Source organism: Corynebacterium pygosceleis, assembly GCF_016595275.2.
Taxonomy (GTDB): domain Bacteria; phylum Actinomycetota; class Actinomycetes; order Mycobacteriales; family Mycobacteriaceae; genus Corynebacterium; species Corynebacterium pygosceleis.
The window spans coordinates 13,836-30,861 of record NZ_JAENIQ020000005.1 but is presented as its reverse complement, the minus strand read 5'-3'; the positions used below and the strand labels follow the sequence as shown (position 1 = coordinate 30,861).

General features: G+C 65.8%; 13 protein-coding genes and 2 tRNA genes. 5 read left to right on the top strand and 10 right to left on the bottom strand.

From position 1 onward, the window contains the following. Positions 1 to 15: 15 nt before the first annotated feature. Positions 16 to 990 carry a malate dehydrogenase gene (locus tag JIM94_RS10145; RefSeq protein WP_200250769.1) on the bottom strand — a complete coding sequence of 325 codons (975 nt, stop codon included), beginning with the start codon at positions 988 to 990 and terminating at the stop codon, positions 16 to 18. A gap of 551 nt (positions 991 to 1,541) precedes the next feature. Between JIM94_RS10145 and JIM94_RS10140 the strand changes: the two genes are divergently transcribed. Continuing rightward, a complete protein-coding gene (locus JIM94_RS10140; RefSeq protein WP_200250771.1) occupies positions 1,542 to 2,279 on the top strand; it encodes a TetR/AcrR family transcriptional regulator in 738 nt (245 codons plus the stop codon). A 96-nt stretch (positions 2,280 to 2,375) separates the two neighbouring features. Here JIM94_RS10140 and clpX read toward each other — a convergent pair whose 3' ends face one another. The 7 genes from clpX to JIM94_RS10105 form a co-directional block, all read right to left on the bottom strand. Beyond that, positions 2,376 to 3,650 carry an ATP-dependent Clp protease ATP-binding subunit ClpX gene (clpX, locus tag JIM94_RS10135; RefSeq protein WP_200250774.1) on the bottom strand — a complete coding sequence of 425 codons (1,275 nt, stop codon included), beginning with the start codon at positions 3,648 to 3,650 and terminating at the stop codon, positions 2,376 to 2,378. A 140-nt stretch (positions 3,651 to 3,790) separates the two neighbouring features. Next, on the bottom strand, positions 3,791 to 4,423 hold the full coding sequence (locus tag JIM94_RS10130) for an ATP-dependent Clp protease proteolytic subunit (protein ID WP_200250776.1): 633 nt from the start codon (positions 4,421 to 4,423) through the stop codon (positions 3,791 to 3,793). Positions 4,424 to 4,462: 39 nt separating this feature from the next. Then, positions 4,463 to 5,062 carry an ATP-dependent Clp protease proteolytic subunit gene (locus JIM94_RS10125; RefSeq protein ID WP_200250779.1) on the bottom strand — a complete coding sequence of 200 codons (600 nt, stop codon included), beginning with the start codon at positions 5,060 to 5,062 and terminating at the stop codon, positions 4,463 to 4,465. Between the two features lie 258 nt (positions 5,063 to 5,320). Beyond that, on the bottom strand, positions 5,321 to 6,691 hold the full coding sequence (gene tig / locus JIM94_RS10120) for a trigger factor (protein WP_200250782.1): 1,371 nt from the start codon (positions 6,689 to 6,691) through the stop codon (positions 5,321 to 5,323). A 103-nt stretch (positions 6,692 to 6,794) separates the two neighbouring features. Next, a tRNA-Pro gene (locus tag JIM94_RS10115) sits at positions 6,795 to 6,868 on the bottom strand. A 797-nt stretch (positions 6,869 to 7,665) separates the two neighbouring features. Then, positions 7,666 to 8,817 carry an MFS transporter gene (locus JIM94_RS10110; protein WP_200250783.1) on the bottom strand — a complete coding sequence of 384 codons (1,152 nt, stop codon included), beginning with the start codon at positions 8,815 to 8,817 and terminating at the stop codon, positions 7,666 to 7,668. A 574-nt stretch (positions 8,818 to 9,391) separates the two neighbouring features. After that, positions 9,392 to 9,466 (bottom strand) — tRNA-Gly (locus JIM94_RS10105). Positions 9,467 to 10,154: 688 nt separating this feature from the next. Here JIM94_RS10105 and JIM94_RS10100 point away from each other — a divergent pair. Continuing rightward, positions 10,155 to 10,397: a helix-turn-helix transcriptional regulator gene (locus tag JIM94_RS10100; protein WP_200250317.1), complete on the top strand. Its 243-nt coding sequence runs from the start codon at positions 10,155 to 10,157 to the stop codon at positions 10,395 to 10,397. Positions 10,398 to 10,691: 294 nt separating this feature from the next. After that, entirely contained in the window at positions 10,692 to 11,510 is an 819-nt protein-coding gene (locus JIM94_RS10095) for a DUF1542 domain-containing protein (protein WP_200250372.1), read from the top strand. A 104-nt stretch (positions 11,511 to 11,614) separates the two neighbouring features. On the opposite strand, the gene JIM94_RS10090 is transcribed toward JIM94_RS10095, so the two are convergent. Then, positions 11,615 to 12,088 (bottom strand): ribose-5-phosphate isomerase, encoded by a 474-nt coding sequence (locus tag JIM94_RS10090; RefSeq protein ID WP_200250320.1) that lies wholly within the window; start codon positions 12,086 to 12,088, stop codon positions 11,615 to 11,617. A 190-nt stretch (positions 12,089 to 12,278) separates the two neighbouring features. On the opposite strand from JIM94_RS10090, the gene JIM94_RS10085 reads away from it, so the two are divergent. Continuing rightward, a complete protein-coding gene (locus JIM94_RS10085; RefSeq protein ID WP_200250381.1) occupies positions 12,279 to 13,415 on the top strand; it encodes a TIGR04053 family radical SAM/SPASM domain-containing protein in 1,137 nt (378 codons plus the stop codon). A 24-nt stretch (positions 13,416 to 13,439) separates the two neighbouring features. Here the strand turns inward: JIM94_RS10085 and JIM94_RS10080 are convergent, their stop codons facing one another. Next, on the bottom strand, positions 13,440 to 14,084 hold the full coding sequence (locus JIM94_RS10080) for a mycothiol-dependent nitroreductase Rv2466c family protein (RefSeq protein WP_200250330.1): 645 nt from the start codon (positions 14,082 to 14,084) through the stop codon (positions 13,440 to 13,442). A 303-nt stretch (positions 14,085 to 14,387) separates the two neighbouring features. Between JIM94_RS10080 and pepN the strand changes: the two genes are divergently transcribed. After that, entirely contained in the window at positions 14,388 to 17,021 is a 2,634-nt protein-coding gene (gene pepN / locus JIM94_RS10075) for an aminopeptidase N (RefSeq protein WP_200250334.1), read from the top strand. Positions 17,022 to 17,026 lie beyond the last annotated feature (5 nt).

Below are 17,026 nucleotides of genomic sequence, written 5' to 3'. Positions count from 1 at the left end.
CGCGGGGAAGGGCGGTCAGAGGAGATCCGAGACGGCGTCACGCTCCGCGAGGAGCTCCTCGACGTTCGCGTCAATCCGGGCACGCTGGAAATCGTCGATCTCCAGGCCGTCGACGATCTCCCAGGTGCCGCCGCGACCGACAGTCGGCAGACCGAAGAGCAGTCCCTCGGGGACACCGTAGGAACCGTCCGAGACGATCGCCGCACTCGACCACCGCTCGGTTCCGTTGATCCAGTCGTGCATGTGGTCCACGGCGGCCGACGCCGCGGACGCCGCCGAGGACTTGCCGCGGACCTCGATGATCTCGGCGCCGCGCTTCGCCACACGCGGGATGAACTCGTCGACGTACCAGTCGCGGTCGACGAGGTCGGCGACCTTCTCCCCGCCGACGGTGGCGTAGGTGATGTCCGGGAACTGGGTCGCGGAGTGGTTGCCCCAGACGACCAGGTTCTCGAACTCGGTGGAGGGGCGGTCGAGCTTGGTGGCCAGCTGGCTCAGGGCGCGGTTGTGGTCCAGTCGCATCATCGCGTTGAACCGGTCCACCGGAACGTCCGGTGCGGCGGCCCTGGCGATCAGGGCGTTCGTGTTGGCGGGGTTGCCGACGACGAGGACGCGGATGTCATCGGCCGCATGGTCGTTGATGGCCCTGCCCTGCGGCCCGAAGATCCTGCCGTTGGCGGTGAGCAGGTCACTGCGCTCCTCGCCCTTGCCGCGCGGCTTCGCGCCGACGAGGAAGGCTGCGGAGGCGCCGTCGAAGGCGGTGTCGGCGTCATCCGTGATGCGGATGTCACGGAGCAGCGGGAACGCGGAGTCGAGGAGCTCCATGGCGACGCCCTCCGCCCCGCCGAGAGCCGGGGTGATCTCCAGGAGGTTGAGCTCGACCGGGGTGTCCTTGCCGTAGACGTCACCGTTCGCGATCCGCCACAACAGGGAGTACGCGATCTGGCCGGCGGCACCGGTGACGGTGATCTTCTTGGCTTGAGTGGTCATAGGTTGAATCATCCTCTTCTCGTCGTCGCCCGTGCCCCGGGATGATCCGGTGCGGGCGCGGATTGGGTTCGTGTGACGTCAGCCCACTGAAGAGCCCACTGAAGGTTCACTCGGGCGCGCCGCCGATGGCGGACGGCGGCACGGGCACACACGGCGGGAGGGCCGTCGCACACCTTCCAGGGTAGCCCCGAAGCCGTCGTCCCGCCGTCCGAAAAACGCCCTCAGCGGTGTGAAGGTGCACACCCCCGACATGCTCCGGATCAGCACCTCCGTAGCCGGCCACCCCCGACCACCCACGATCCCAACATACGACCTGCACTTTTGGGAATCACGGCAGATCAGCACCCCTCGACGGCGGGATTTAGGGCACGATGAAATGTAGTAGCCCCATTCCTCCCGCACTCGCGCCCCGGAACAGCTGGGCGGGCGCGGATCCGTAAATGGGGTGGCACAACGTTAACGGCGCACTGGCAACCGAGGTACGTGGTCGGCGGCCAGGCGCGCGTACGCCGTGGAGCGGTGTACGCCTCTCTCTGGAAAGGACTACGGGAATGAACCGTCCCCCCGCTGACACCGACACCTCGGGAACGACCGCGGAGCAGGTCGTCGCCGTCGCGATGGAGAGCTTCGCCCGGCACGGGTTCGAGGACACACGGTTGGAGGCGATCGCGCAGGAGTCGGGCATGTCCAAACGCATGATCCACTACCACTTCGGGGACAAGCGCAACCTCTACGTCCAGGCGCTCCTCCGCGCCGTCACGCTCATCCGTCCCGACGCCACCGAGATGGAGTTCGGATCCACCGTCCCGGTCGACGGCATCCGACAGATCGTCGCGGTCATCTGCCGGAGGATGTTCGCTGAGCCCGCCGCGGTGCGTCTGATTCTGCTGGAGAACCTGTTCCGGCACGCCGGGGTCAGCGGGGTCTCCCCCCTCGCCGATCAGTCGGCCGTGCTCCTCGCACTGGACCGGTTGCTCATGCTCGGCCAGGATGCGGGGGCGTTCCGTCCGGGGATCTCGGCACTGGACATCTACACCATCATCTCTTCACTGTGCGCGTTCCGGACGTCGAACCGGGACACGTACCTGAATCTCTACGACGTCGATCTCGCCGACGGAACGAACACCGCCGGGTTGGAGAGGCTCGCGGTCGACACGGTCCTGTCCTTCCTGACCTCGAACATGCCGGGGACCGGCACGATGAGTTACCTGTCCCTCGGTGGGCGGGACTACTCCGACGACCACGACTCCGGGAGCTCGAGCATCTACGGGGAGACCGACACCGTGTGAGTCGGCCCGTGTCAACGGGGAGAGGGCGCCTCCGGGTCCGTTGCCGGACCTTCCGGAGGCGCCCTCTCTTCTTCCGTCCGCGTCCGGGCCGGTGTGTCAGGCGGTCTTCTCGCTGGGCCCCGGGACGAGTTCGGGTTCCGCCGTGCCGCGGGCGGCGTCGGCGGTGATGACGCACTCGGCGATGTCCTCCCGGTCGGGGAGCTCGTACATCACGGGGACGAGGATCTCCTCCATGATCGCCCGTAGACCACGGGCACCGGTCTTCCGTTCGAGCGCCAGCTCGGCGACCGCGTCGAGGGCGTCCTCGGTGAACGTCAGCCGGACACCGTCCATCTCGAAGAGCCGTTCGTACTGGCGGATCAGCGAGTTCTTCGGCTCGGTGAGCACCTTCACGAGGGAGGCGCGGTCCAGATTGGTCACCGTCGCGACGACGGGGAGCCGGCCGATGAACTCGGGGATCAGACCGAACTTCACCAGATCCTCCGGGCGGACCTCCCGGAAGATGTCGACGGACTCGTCCTCGTGGAGGGACCGGACCTGCGCCCCGAAACCGAGACTGCGTTTCCCGACCCGGTCCTGGATGACCTGCTCGAGGCCGGCGAAGGCCCCGGCGACGATGAACAGGATGTTGGAGGTGTCGAGCTGGATGAACTCCTGGTTCGGGTGCTTGCGCCCGCCCTGCGGGGGGATCGACGCGGTGGTTCCCTCGAGGATCTTCAGCAGCGCCTGCTGCACCCCCTCCCCCGACACGTCCCGGGTGATGGAGGGGTTCTCGGACTTGCGGGAGATCTTGTCGACCTCGTCGATGTAGATGATGCCCCGCTGCGCCCGCTGCACGTCGAAATCGGCGGCCTGCATCAGCTTCAGCAGGATGTTCTCCACGTCCTCACCGACGTAGCCCGCCTCCGTCAGGGAGGTGGCGTCCGCGATGGCGAAGGGAACGTCGAGAAGCCGCGCGAGGGTCTGCGCCAGGTAGGTCTTCCCCGATCCCGTCGGACCGAGGAGCAGGATGTTGGACTTCACGAGCTCGATGTCGTCGTCCCGGCCGTGGTCCGCCCGCGATTCCTCGGCACGGATCCGCTTGTAGTGGTTGTACACCGCGACCGCGAGGATCCGCTTGGCGTCATCCTGCCCGACGACGTAGGTGTCGAGGAAGGCGGAGATCTCCGTGGGGCGGGGCAGACGGGCAGCCTTGTCGTCCGTGGCCTCCGTGGCCTGCCCCATCTCCTCCTCGATGATCTCATTGCAGAGTTCGATGCACTCGTCACAGATGTAGACGCCACCGCCCGCGATGAGCTTCTTCACCTGTTTCTGGCTTTTCCCGCAGAAAGAACACTTCAGCAGGTCCGAGCTTTCTTGCATGTGTGCCATGGCCTTCGGTTAGTCACTCGCAATCTTGAGCCGGGGTACGCGGCTGCGCCACGTACATTCGATCGTCCGCCCCACTCTAGTACCCGGCCCCCGCCCCCTTGTCCGAGGCGCGGCCGGGTGACGGCACGGAAATATTCGACCTACGCCTGCCTCGACAGCTTCCGGTAGTCGAAGACCTGGTCGATCAGCCCGTACTCGACGGCTTCAGCTGCGGTGAGGATCTTGTCGCGGTCGGTGTCCTTCCGGATCTGATCCGCGGAGCGGCCGGTGTGCTCGGCGAGGGTCGTCTCCATCAGGGTCCGCATCCGCTCGATCTCCCGTGCCTGGATCTCCAGGTCCGAGACCTGGCCCTGCACACCACCGGTGGCCGGCTGGTGGATCAGGATGCGGGCGTTCGGCAGTGCGGCACGCTTACCGGGGGACCCGGCGGCCAGCAGCACCGCCGCCGCCGACGCGGCCTGCCCGAGGCAGACGGTCTGGACGTCGGGCCGGACGTACTGCATCGTGTCGTAGATGGCCATCAGCGAGGTGAAGGAACCGCCCGGGGAGTTGATGTACATCGTGATGTCCCGGTCGGGGTCCTGCCCCTCGAGCACGAGGAGCTGCGCCATGATGTCGTTCGCCGAGGCGTCGTCGACCTGCGTCCCGAGGAAGATGATGCGCTCCTCGAACAGCTTGTTGTAGGGGTTGGATTCCTTCGCCCCGTAGGCGGAGTGCTCCACGAAACTGGGCAGCACATAACGGGCGGAGGGCATTTGCATTCCGTTGCTCATATCTTCGTTGTCTCCTGGATGTCCCGGTGCGTGCCGGACTTAGTTGGCGATGGAGCCGTTGGCGGCGGTGATGACGTGGTCGACGAAGCCGTAGTCCCGTGCCTGCTCGGCGGTGAACCAGCGGTCACGGTCGGAATCCTCGGTGATCTGCTCGACGGTCTGGCCCGTGTGCTCCGCGATGAGCTCCGCCATCTCCCGCTTCGTGTACGCGAACTGCTCCGCCTGGATCGCGATGTCGGCGGCCGTGCCCCCGACACCCGCGGACGGCTGGTGCATCATGATGCGGGCGTGCGGGAGAGCGAAACGCTTGCCCTTCGTTCCGGCGGACAGGAGGAACTGGCCCATGGAGGCCGCGAGGCCCATGCCGTAGGTCGCGATGTCGCACGGCGCGTACTTCATCGTGTCGTAGATGGCCATGCCTGCCGTGACGGAACCGCCCGGGGAGTTGATGTAGAGGGAGATGTCCCGCGTCGGGTCCTCCGCGCTCAGGAGAAGAATCTGGGCGCAGAGCTTGTTGGCGATCTCGTCATCCACCTGGCTACCCAGGAAAATGATGCGCTCACGGAGCAGACGCTCGTAGACCGAGTCGCTCAGGTTGAGCCCGCTGGTGGGGGCCGCCATCCGGGTGGTGTCAGTCATGGGTTCCAGAACCTACCTTCTCGCCGCCCCGGATCTGCTGCCGCACCCGCGTACGGTGCGACGTCCGGGACGGACATACTGTGTGGGACGTTGTCTATTGTTTCCGTAATGGCAAGGGTACCGCCGCCCGGGCCGGTGCCGCCGCTCTGTTCGCTGTCAGCTTTCCCGGCTCCGGACCGTGGTGAACTCCCGTCGGAAAAAGCCCGGCCACCGGATGTGGTCGGGCTTCTTCACCGGCAGCCTGGCGCCGGTGTACCGCTACTCGGCGGCCTTGTCACCGTCGTTGGAGTCCGCGGAATCGTCGGATTCCTCTTCACCGAAGTACGCGGCGGGATCAACCTTCGTGCCCTCGGAGTCGGTCACCGTGACCTCGCAGATCGCGGCCGCGAGTGCCTTGCCGCGACGGACGTCGCTGAAGAGGTTCCCGATCTGACCCGCCTGCTGCAGCTGCTGGATGAACTGGTTCGGGTCCATGCCGTAACGCTGCGCGGTGAAGATGATGTGTTCGGTCATCTCCTCCTGGCTCACCTCGGGCTGGACCTTGTCGGCCAGGACGTCGAGGAACAGCTGGGTGCGGACGGCGTTCTCGGCCTGCTCGCGGGCGTCCTTGTCGAACTCCTCGCGGGAGCTGCCCTCGAGCTTCAGACGCTCGTTGAGCTTCTTCTCGTCACCGCCGAACTGGCTGACGAGCTGCTGGACCTGGTTGTTGACCTGCTCGTCGACGATCGACTCGGGCAGCGGGAACTCGGACTTCTCCAGGGCCGCCTTGAGCACCTCGTCACGGATCTCCGCGGCCTGCTGCGCCTTGCCGCTCTCCTCGACACGCTGGACGAGGGACTCACGCAGTTCCTCGACGGTGTCGAACTCGGAGGCGAGCTGGGCGAACTCGTCATCGACCTCGGGGAGCTCACGCTCCTTGACGGAACCGACGGTGACGGTGACGAGAGCTTCCTTGCCCTCGTGCTCACCGGCGAGAAGCTTCGTCGTGAACTCGCGGGACTCGCCGACCTCCATGCCGACGAGGGTCTCATCGAGCCCCTCGATGAGCTCACCGGAGCCGACCTGGTGGCTGAGGCCCTCGGTGGTGGCCTCCTCGATGGTCTCCCCGTCGACGGTGGCGGACAGGTCGACGGTGACGAAATCATTCTCGGCGACCGCACGGTCGACGTTCTTCAGCGAACCGAAACGCTCACGCAGGCTCTGGAGCTCGGCCTCGACGGCCTCGTCATCGGTGGCCAGCGGCGCGACCTCGACGGAGATGTCGGAGAAGTCGGGGAGGGTGATCTCGGGACGGACATCGACCTCAGCGGTGAACTCGACGAGTTCACCGTCCTCGATACGGGTGACGTCGACGACCGGCTGGCCGATGACCTTGAGGTCATTCTCCTCGACGGCGGCACCGTAGCGGCTCGGAAGCATGTCATTGACGACCTGCTCCAGCACCGGGCCACGACCGACGCGCGCCTCGATCAGCTGACGCGGGGCCTTACCCTTCCGGAAACCCGGAATGGACACCTGCTGCGCCAACGCCTTGTACGCCTGGTCGAACTCCGGCTTGAGGTCCTCGAAGGGAACCTCGACGGTGATCTTGACGCGGGTGTCATTCAGCTGCTCGACGGAACTCTTCACGAGTCACTCTCCTGGAATAATGTTTGTATTGATTCGTCTAACGGGTTCTCCACCACCGGTGCCCGGGAGATATACCCGAACACCGGCGCGGGAGTGTTCCCTGTCGGGGCAACAGGATTTGAACCTGCGACCCCCTGCTCCCAAAGCAGGTGCGCTACCAAGCTGCGCCATACCCCGTTGTCGTTGAAGCGGCACAACCCTCATCGGGCTGCTGCCAGTGCAGTCTACCGACTGACCCGCCGGCGGGTTCAACAGACCCCCGTAGTTCACCTTCACAGACCTCCTCCCACCGGAGAAACACCCGGGCACAGGCGAGAAAAACCGGGAAAGCCGCACCTCACGTCAGTTACCCGCCCCCACACCACGGGCAGCGTCAACGAAGAGGGCGTCCACCACGGACATCCTCTCCGGTGACGGCCCCGGGCGCGGGAGAACCGGGTCAGGTGGTCGGCGTTCCCGCGCTGAGTTCGCCGAGGGCGGTGGACTCACGCGCGGGCACCTCACCGGGGATCCGCCGGCGGAACCCCTTTCGGAGAGACGGCCCACAGAGGTTCCGCATCGGCGCTCCTCCGGACCTTCGCCCCGAGGGACTCCATTCCGGGGAAGACCGTGCCACAGTTCCGTTCGGGCACGTGGGCCACGGGCCCGAACACGGCCAAGACGCCGTAGACGCCGACACGGCCGCAACGTGGCCGGTCGAATCCCACCAGACGTACGTACAGGCTGCGTCCGAGGCGGGGAAAACGATCGAATCATCGCCCAGGCTGTCGCGCTGGCGCGCAGAAGACCGGTCGGGGCCGCATCACTGTGATCATGCCCGTAGCCGCGCCGGACCCGCCCCGGAAGTGAACCGGGGGTCTCGGGGGTCGCCGGTGACGTCGGCGGGCGGGGTGTGTTCACCGACGGAGACTGTACGGTCCGTTCCGGGGAGCCGGGCGGTGGACATGGTCAGGCTCCTGGGTTGAAAGGGACATCTATCGGGTGGAACCGTGGGTGATGGTCGTCGCCAGTGTCGCGTGAACCACGCCAGCGACCAGGTACACGCATCCAAGGGCAAACCAGCCGCCATCGCCGTGGACGATCGCCCAGCCGAGGGCGACGGGAGCGGCGGCTCGCGCCAGTGTGCGACCGAACGCATAGGCCGCCTGGTACTCCTGGTGGTTGTCGTCCGGAGCCGCAGCGTAGGAGACGTCGAACTCGACGCTCGACTGCCACAGTTCACCGACGGTGAGGGCGATCACCGCCGCGATGATGCACGCGGTGCCGGCGGCCGTCGTGACATGCCCGCTGGCCGCGATGAGGACAGTCATCACGACAGTGGCGGTGGTTGCGATGGCGATGGATGTCGTGCGCCTGAGTGTGGCCGCCCTGCGTGTGGTCTTCATCTGGAACAGGATGACGAGCAGGGCGTTGAGGGCGGTACACAGTCCCACCATGTCGATCCTGTCGCTCCCCCACAGAAGGACCACCGCGGGAAGGGCGAAGGTGAGCACCTCGGTGTGGGTGGACAGGATGCCGTTGCTGAGGAACAGGCCGACGTAGCGCGGTTCACGGTAGGGACTGCCGCTCACCGTGATCGGGCGGCCCGGTCCTCCATCCCCTCCGTCTTCCACCGTCCGGGTTCGCCACGCGTTGAGGAAGGCCAGAAGTGTGAACAGGCCAGCGAGTGCGATGGCGGTGCGGATACCCGCCTGCCCGAACCGGAGACAGAGACCGGCGATGAGGCCACCGCAACCGATGCCGATGTTGGAGATCGTCCGCAACGCCGCCCGCGTCAGTGCCATGTCGGGGGCCGGGATTCCGAGTTCGGTGATGAAACTGCCGACCGTCGCGTTGACCGCTGCGACACACACCGAGAAACCGATGATCGCGAGCGTGGTCGCCGTCGCAGCGGAGACGACGTGCCAGGACGACAGCACCAACGCCTGAATGAACAGCGTCGACGTGTACACGGTTTTCGCACTGTAGGCGCGTGCGAGCCTCCCGGCCACGGGGATGACGACCAGTCCCGCCACTCCCCCGATGCTGGCCGCCCGTGTCACATCATTGATCGCCAGCGCCCCACCGTCGACGAAGAACAGGACCATCGCGGAGATGATGAGCCCGGTGGACGTGGTCGCGAGCATGGTAGTTCGGGCAAATGCCGCCGTGGCCGGATTGGGCCACGTGGACGACCGGAAAAGAGATGAGACCGAATGTCGGACCAGTTCGAGAGTCGCCGAAGCTCCCCTACCCATGCACGCCTCCTCATACGGGATGGATGGCAGGTCGGCATGATCTGCCACACAGCACTGTCGACGTGCCGGACATCAGCCGAAAAAATGAAGCGTAACTGGTTCGGTTCCGCTTTCGGGCTCCTGACCGTCCTCCGGATAGCCCTGATGATACCCATCCGCCAAGATGCAGCCACCCCGCCCCACAGCCACACACATCTACGGAGAAGATTCCGATTTCGATGGGCCCCTCGACACCCGGAACACCCCGTCGTCACACGGGAAAGGCAACGAGGAGAACCCCCACCCGGGACGTTGCTGGAAACGCCGGAGGGCCAGTCAAATCCGACAGCTGATTTGTCAAGCTGGACCGTGGCCCCTGATTCCTTGCTCTCATAGCTCCCATTTCAGCTCCCATCGGAATCTGAAAACACGAAAAAGAACACCCCCTACCTGCTGTATATGCTGGTAGGGGGTGTTTTTCACGTGGAGGGAACGACGGGAATCGAACCCGCGTCTTCAGCTTGGAAGGCTGAGGTATTAGCCACTATACGACGTTCCCACGACTGCGTAGAAGTTCCATGACACTGACGGACACCGTCACCGTAAAGACAATGGGGCGATACGGATGATGCGGAGCAGGTACTGAACTGCAGTGCGGACAAGTCTAACGCAACCCGGCCCAGATGAAAAATGCGCCGGTGACACCCCCTGGAGACACCCTCCGGACCGTAAGACCACCCGTAAGGCCACCACGGCCCCTCACCCAGACCGTGACACCGATTGACCGACAGACCCCCAAAGATGGTGACCCAGCCAGGTAAATCGAGAAGACACCCTCACATCCAGGGGCACCCATAATGAGGAAAAGTGCTCGATCCGACCGTCACGATGGACCGAACCCCACGTTTGAGACTCTTATTTTCACGATATGCAGAAAAAGTTGTGAAGAAATTGACTGGTGCGATCTTACCGTTTTTTCAGCAGTAAATTAACTACAAATAGGGATAGGCTACCCTTTTACTTTCAGGATTTTGCGTTTGGAAATGCTTTTGGGCATAACAGTTCCTCCAACATCTGCACTGCTGGGACAGTGTGCCCCCGAAAAAAACCGCCCGGTCACACACCACCCCACTCCAGCACCCTGTCCGCCACCGGATTTTTCCGAGCAAAAAAGGCGCGGCAACGAGCGTTCTCAGACCGGTATTTTTCTCAGGACTCCGTTAGTTGCCTACCGTATCGTGGCCGCCATGCAACCCAAGATCATTGACTCCGACTCAGGCAGAGAGCTCTGGACTGCCATCGAGTGCGCCAGGTTCTCCGGCACCGCACGCGGGACCTTCACCAGCTACGCGGGGCGCGGCCGTGCCCCCAAACCCGTCGCCAAAATGCACGGACTCACCCTGTGGGATTCCAAGACCATCCACGAGTGGGTCGAGGAGCGCAGGAACGGCCGCAAGTCAGCCAAGTCCCCTGAGTCTTCCGAAGCTTGACCCCGCGCCGGTCCACGAACCGGACGTCTTCATCAGCCGAATCCGGCTCACCCCGTAGTGCGATCCAACCGCCTACGGGGTTTTCATGTCCCCACGGCCCCGCGCAAACCGGTACGGGAACACCGGTTCCGTGTCGGACGTTGTCCATGTAGGGAGGGAAGAAGACGGTTCCACCGGGCCGGGCTTCCCCGCGATTGACCGAACTCCGCCGTATCTCGCGGTGGCTCAGCGCGTGGCTCCGTTCCACCCCACACGACCACCGTCCATCACCCCACACGAAGGTTGCCGATGAACATTCTTCCGCTGCTCCTGATCGCCGTCGTCATCATCGGAGCGGTTGTCCTGCTGTCCAGGTCCGGATCAGCGTCCGCACGCCGCTCCACCGAGTCAGATCTGGATGATGCGGTGGCCGACGCCCGCCGGTGGATCGAACGACTCGGTTCGCAGGTCCTCACCCTGACCGGCAGTGACGCCGCCTCGACGCAGGCTCTCGCGGACGCGTCCGAACGCTACAACGCGGCCTCCGGCCAGATCGGCACCGCGCAAACCGTCCGACAGGCTCAACTCGCGCGCGAATCCGCCCTCGAGGGGCTCCACTACGTCAATGCGGCCCGGGAGATCATGGGCATGCCCGCCGGCCCGGAGCTTCCTCCGTTGGAGGGGCAGCGGCGCGCGGGATCCGTCACCGAACAGCGCACCATCAACCACGACGGAGCACAGATCACCGCGTCACCCACCGCCACACCGGACACCCCCAACTACTACCCGGGTGGCATGGTCGCCGGGCGCCCGGTGCCCGCGGGCTGGTACTCCGAACCGTGGTGGGCTTCCGCAGCCCGGACCGGGATGTGGACCGCAGGTTCCGTCATGATGTTCTCCATGCTTTTCGGGGGAATGTCCGGGATCCACTACGGGCCGCAGGAGTTCGAGCAGGGATCCGGTGACCCCGGGGCAGATGGTGGCGCGGATGCCATCGGTGACGGTGGCGGTCAGGAACTCGGCACCGGTGACCCGGGTGCCGGTGGAGAAGGCGGATTCTTCGGGGGCGATGGCGGGGACGGAGGATTCTTCGGCGGTGACGGCGGAATGGACTTCGGGGGCTTCGACTTCTGATTCCCCACCCGTCCCCGAGCACGGGCAAGGGGGGAGGGGCCCGACCATCAAGGTCGGGCCCCTCCCCCCTTTTATCCGTTTATCAGTGGCCGTCGTGCCGTCGGTCAGGCCTCGGGCAGCGCCGGGGCGATCCCCGTCTTCTCGTAGTCGGCGAGGATGTCGATGCGTCGCTGGTGGCGTTCAGCTTCACTCCACGCCTGGTCGAGGAAGGCGTCGACGATGGCCAGCACCTCCTCCTTCGAGTGCATCCGTCCGCCGATACCGACCAGCTGGGCGTTGTTGTGCTCGCGGGCCAGGCGCGCGGTCTCCTCGGACCAGGCGAGGGCGCACCGGGCACCCTTGACCTTGTTCGCGGCGATCTGCTCACCGTTTCCGGAGCCGCCGAGAACGATGCCGAGCGAACCCGGATCGTTGACCGTCCGGGATGCCGCCTCGATGCAGAACGCCGGGTAATCGTCTTCGGCGTCGTAGGTGTGGGCGCCGCAGTCGATCACCTCGTGTCCGGCGTCGGTCAGATGTTGTGCGATGACATTCTTCATTTCGAACCCTGCATGGTCCGCTCCAAGGTAAACGCGCATGAAAACAGTGTAGCCCGGGAGGCCACGGTGGAGGGACCACGCGGCGCAGTCACGCACCAGGAGACGTGAGATGTCGCATAACGCGCGTCATGACGCTGATTTTCACCCCTCCCGGGGCTAGCGTCGGAGGAAGAGAACACCGCCGGAAGGAGCCCACGGAACCGTGTCCCCCACCCGCCCCAGCGTCCGAATGATCCGCCACGATGTCGGCGCCAAACCGTTCATCGTCATCTGGGAGGTGACCCGGGCCTGTCAGCTCGTCTGCCGGCACTGCCGGGCGGACGCCCAGACCGGGGCCGACCCCCGGCAGCTCACCACGCGACAGGGCTTCGAGCTGCTCGACCAGCTCGCGGCGTACGATCGCCCGCGCCCACTCGTCGTACTCACCGGCGGGGACCCCTTCGAACGCGATGATCTGGTCGACCTCGTCCGGTACGGCACCGGGCGCGGGCTGTCGATCTCCCTCTCACCGTCGGTCACCCCGAAGCTGACCAGAGCCCGACTCGAGGAGCTGCGGGAAGCCGGTGGCAAGGCGATGTCCATGTCGCTGGACGGCGCGACCGCCGAGACCCACGACGCCTTCCGCGGATTCCCCGGCACGTTCGACGCGACACTCGCGATGGCCCCGGAGATCCTCGACGTCGGGTTCCGGCTGCAGATCAACTCGACGCTCACGCGCTCGAACATCCACGAGGCACCGGCTCTGCTGAAGACAGTCATCGGGATGGGAGCGAAGATGTGGTACACGTTCTTCCTCGTCCCGACCGGGCGCGGCGCACGGCTGAACTGCCTGGACCCGGACGAGCGGGAGGACGTGCTCAACTGGTTGGCCGACATCTCCGACCGGATCGCGGTCAAGACGACGGAGGCACCGCAGTACCGTCGCGTGGTGCTCCAGCGGGAGCACTCCGACACCCCGTACCGGGGCGGCGAACTCTACCGCACGCTCACCGGGGAGACGACCCGGTTGCTCGGGGCGCATCCCGAACATCCCCGACGCCCACGGCCCCCGATGGCCGTGAACTCCGGATCGGGGTTCGCCTTCGTCGACCACATCGGCGACGTCTACCCCTCGGGCTTCCTGCCCGTGCACTGCGGGAACGTCACCGAGACCCCCTTCTCGGAGATCTACTCCCGCTCAACGGTGTTCACCTCACTCCGCGACCCGGACAACTGGCACGGCAAGTGCAGTGTCTGCGAGTTCCACGGGGTGTGCGGTGGTTCCCGCTCCACGGCGTACGCGATGACCCACGACTATCTCGCCTCGGATCCGACCTGCGCGTACGTCCCGGAAGAGTGGGCGCGGGCCCGGCAGGTGGGGGCCTGACCCGCCGGCTCCCCTTCCTTCGGGTCAGTCGAACTCGGGGCGTTCCGTCCGCGAGCGCTTGAGCTCGAAGAAGTGCGGGTATCCGGCGAGGGCCACGGCACCGTCGAACACCTTTCCGGCGTCCTCCCCACGGGGGATGCGGGTCAGGACCGGCCCGAAGAACGCGGTTCCGGCGACCTCGACGACCGGGGTGCCGACCTCGTCACCGACGGCGTCCATGGCCTGCCCGTGGAACGCGCGCAGGGCGTCGTCCCAGTCGGTGCCCGTCCCGGTGTCGGCCAGGTCCCCGTCGAGCCCGATCTCCACGAGTGCCTCCCGCACGAGGGGGACCAGTACGTCGGAGATGTCCCCGTCACCGGCGTTCTCCCTGAGCTCGGCGCCCCGTCCCTCGGTGTGGATCCTCGTCCCGAGTGCGGTGTAGAGTTCCCCGACCCTGTCCGGGTGCTCGGTGGCGACCCGGGCGAACACACGGGCCGGCGCCCATGTCGTCGTCATCATGCGCCGGTACTGCTCCGGAAGTTCATCGCGCCCCTCGTTGAGGACGCCGAGGCTCATCGGGATCCAGGTGACGTCGACGTCGCGGACCTTCTCCACCTCGGTTACCCAGCGGGACGTGATCCACGCGTACGGGCAGGTGACATCGAACCAGAACTTCAGGGGCTGACTCACTGCTCTCCTTCTTTCTCCGGGTCTCCCCGGGGTCTTCGTCTGTTTTCTGCGGCTTCCGGCAGTTCCACACCCGGGCCGTGCACACCGGTCGGGCGTCCGTTCCCGGCGCGTGCCGCCCAGGATAGGTGTTTTCCCGGCCCGACCACGCACGCGGTCTTCCTCCGTCCGTATCCTTGGCCGTGTAGTGCCGTGTCCCCGACACGGGAGACGGCACGGGTGCACCGTTTTTTCGTTCACCACCTGATAGAGCGGGCCGTCCCCGGCGGTGCCGCAGAAGTCCACACAGACAGGAGTTCGGGTTACGTGACCTCGACCAATCTCACCCGTGCAGAAGCCCGGAAGCGTTCATCGATCCTCGGCGTCGACAATTACGGGATCGTCCTCGACCTGACCGGAGGGGAGACGGAGTTCTCCTCCGTGACCACCGTCGACTTCACCGTGTCCACCTCCGGGGACACGTTCATCGATCTGCGCGCGTCCCGGGTGTCCGAGGTACTGCTGGACGGCGGAGACATCACCGCCGACGCCGTCACCCTCGGTGAGGACGGCTACGACGAGAACGCGGGCATCGCGCTGAACGGACTGGAGCCCGGCGCGCACACCCTCCGGATCACCGCTGACTGCCGTTACTCGCGGACCGGCCAGGGCCTGCACCGCTTCGTCGATCCGGCGGACAACGAGGTCTACATGTACACCCAGTTCGAGACCGCGGACGCGAAGAGGATGTTCGCCTGTTTCGACCAGCCGGATCTGAAGGCCACCTACGACCTGACGATCACCACGCCCGCCGGGTGGCGGGTCATCTCGAACGCGGACCAGACCGTGACGGACAACGGTGACGGGACGTCGACCCATGTCTCACGCATCGACTACCGGCTCTCGACGTACCTGGTCGCGATCTGCGTCGGCCCGTACCACGAGGTGCGCGACGAGTGGACCGGTGAGCTCACCCACCATCCGGAGACCCCCGCCGATCAGCCGCACGAACTGACCGTCCCGATGGGTCTCTACTGCCGACGGTCACTGGCGGACAGCCTCGACGCGGAACGTCTGTTCACGGAGACGAAACAGGGCTTCGACTTCTACCACGCGAACTTCGGTGTGGCCTACCCGTTCCACAAGTACGACCAGATCTTCGTGCCGGAGTTCAACATGGGCGCGATGGAGAACGCCGGCTGCGTCACCCACCGCGACGAGTACGTGTTCACCTCCAAGGTGAACCGCTACCGCTACGAGCGCCGCTGCGACACGGTGCTGCACGAGCTGGCGCACATGTGGTTCGGTGACCTGGTGACGATGCGCTGGTGGGACGACCTGTGGCTGAACGAGTCCTTCGCCACCTGGTCCGCCGCGATCAGCCAGGCGGAGGCCACCGAATACGACTCCGCGTGGGTGACGTTCGCGAACATCGAGAAGTCCTGGGCGTACAGCCAGGACCAGCTGCCGTCGACGCACCCGATCACCACCGACGCGAGTGACATCGAGACGGTGGAGCAGAATTTCGACGGCATCACCTACGCCAAGGGTGCGAGTGTGCTGAAGCAGCTCGCCGCCTACGTCGGGCGCGAGGAGTTCTTCGCCGGTGTCCGCAGGCACTTCGCCACCCACTCCTTCGGCAACGCGACCTTCGACGATCTGCTGGAGGCGTTGGAGGCGGCGTCGGGCCGTGATCTGTCCGACTGGGCGAACCAGTGGTTGAAGACGACGGGGGTGAACACGCTCGCGGCGGAGTTCGAGGTGTCCGGCGACAGGTACGTCTCCTTCGGTATCCGTCAGCAGGGCGCCGAGCCCGGCGCCGGGGAGCTGCGCGACCATCGTGTCGCGGTCGGCCTGTATTCCCTGATCGACGGTGTGGTGCGCCGCGTGAAGCGCGTCGAGCTGGATGTCTCGGGCGAATTCACGGAGGTACCGGATCTCATCGGTGTCGGGCGCGCGGACCTCGTCCTGGTCAACGACGATGATCTCACGTACTGCCTGACCCATCTCGACTCCGGTTCCCTGGACTTCGTGCTCCACAACATCGCCCGGATCGAGGATCCGATGCCTCGTACGTTGTGCTGGTCGGCGACGTGGGAGATGGTCCGCGACGGCCGCATGCGTGCCCGTGACTTCATCAACCTCGTGGCGTCCGGAGCCTCGGCGGAAACGGAGATCGCCGTCCTGGAGCGGATCCTCACCCAGGCGTCGAGTGCCCTGTCCAGCTACGCCGACCCGGCCTGGGCGGAGGAGACGGGCGGGAAGCTGCTCGCGGACGCGCTCCTCGACGGCGCACGGACGGCGGAGCCGGGTTCCGACGCCCAGCTGACGTTCCTGCAGGTGCTGTCCCGCCGGAAGCTGGGGCCGGACACCCCCACGCAGATCGACGTCTTCACGCAGCTCCGCGACGGGGTCTCGCCCATCGACGGCCTCGAGGTGGACAACGACCTGCGCTGGCGGGCACTGACCGCGCTCATCGCCGCCGGAGAGATCACGGACGCGGATGCGGCCGTCGAGGCCGAACTCGCCCGTGACTCCTCCTCCGACAGTCAGAAGTGGGCGTGGGCCGCACACGCCGCGGTGAACACCCCGGAACGGAAGAAGGAGATCTTCGACGAGGTCACCGATCCCGGATCGGGCCTGTCGAACCTGGCGATCCGGCACAAGATCGAGGGACTGACCTGGGCCGGCTCCGCGCCGAACCTCGGGCAGTTCAACGAGGCCTACTTCGAGCTGGCGCCCGGTTTCTGGCGCACCGCCACCCCGGAGATGGCGCTCGCGGCACTCAACGGCCTCTACCCCTCGTGGGACATTACCCAGGAGGGTGTCGCACGCGCCGGCGCGTTCCTCGACGGTGAGCACCCCACGGGCCTGAAGCGCGTCGTGTCCGAGGGCCGGGACCGCGTTCAGCGGGCGCTGCGCAATCGGGCGGTCGACGCGGACGGGTCGCCGGCGAACTGAGCTAG

Excerpts from the sequence above, each read along its gene's own strand:
- JIM94_RS10145 (WP_200250769.1), bottom strand. The coding sequence starts at position 990 with ATGACCACTCAAGCCAAGAAGATCACCGTCACCGGTGCCGCCGGCCAG.
- JIM94_RS10140 (WP_200250771.1), top strand. The coding sequence starts at position 1,542 with ATGAACCGTCCCCCCGCTGACACCGACACCTCGGGAACGACCGCGGAG.
- clpX (WP_200250774.1), bottom strand. The coding sequence starts at position 3,650 with ATGGCACACATGCAAGAAAGCTCGGACCTGCTGAAGTGTTCTTTCTGC.
- JIM94_RS10130 (WP_200250776.1), bottom strand. The coding sequence starts at position 4,423 with ATGAGCAACGGAATGCAAATGCCCTCCGCCCGTTATGTGCTGCCCAGT.
- JIM94_RS10125 (WP_200250779.1), bottom strand. The coding sequence starts at position 5,062 with ATGACTGACACCACCCGGATGGCGGCCCCCACCAGCGGGCTCAACCTG.
- JIM94_RS10110 (WP_200250783.1), bottom strand. The coding sequence starts at position 8,817 with ATGCTCGCGACCACGTCCACCGGGCTCATCATCTCCGCGATGGTCCTG.
- JIM94_RS10100 (WP_200250317.1), top strand. The coding sequence starts at position 10,155 with ATGCAACCCAAGATCATTGACTCCGACTCAGGCAGAGAGCTCTGGACT.
- JIM94_RS10090 (WP_200250320.1), bottom strand. The coding sequence starts at position 12,088 with ATGCGCGTTTACCTTGGAGCGGACCATGCAGGGTTCGAAATGAAGAAT.
- JIM94_RS10085 (WP_200250381.1), top strand. The coding sequence starts at position 12,279 with ATGATCCGCCACGATGTCGGCGCCAAACCGTTCATCGTCATCTGGGAG.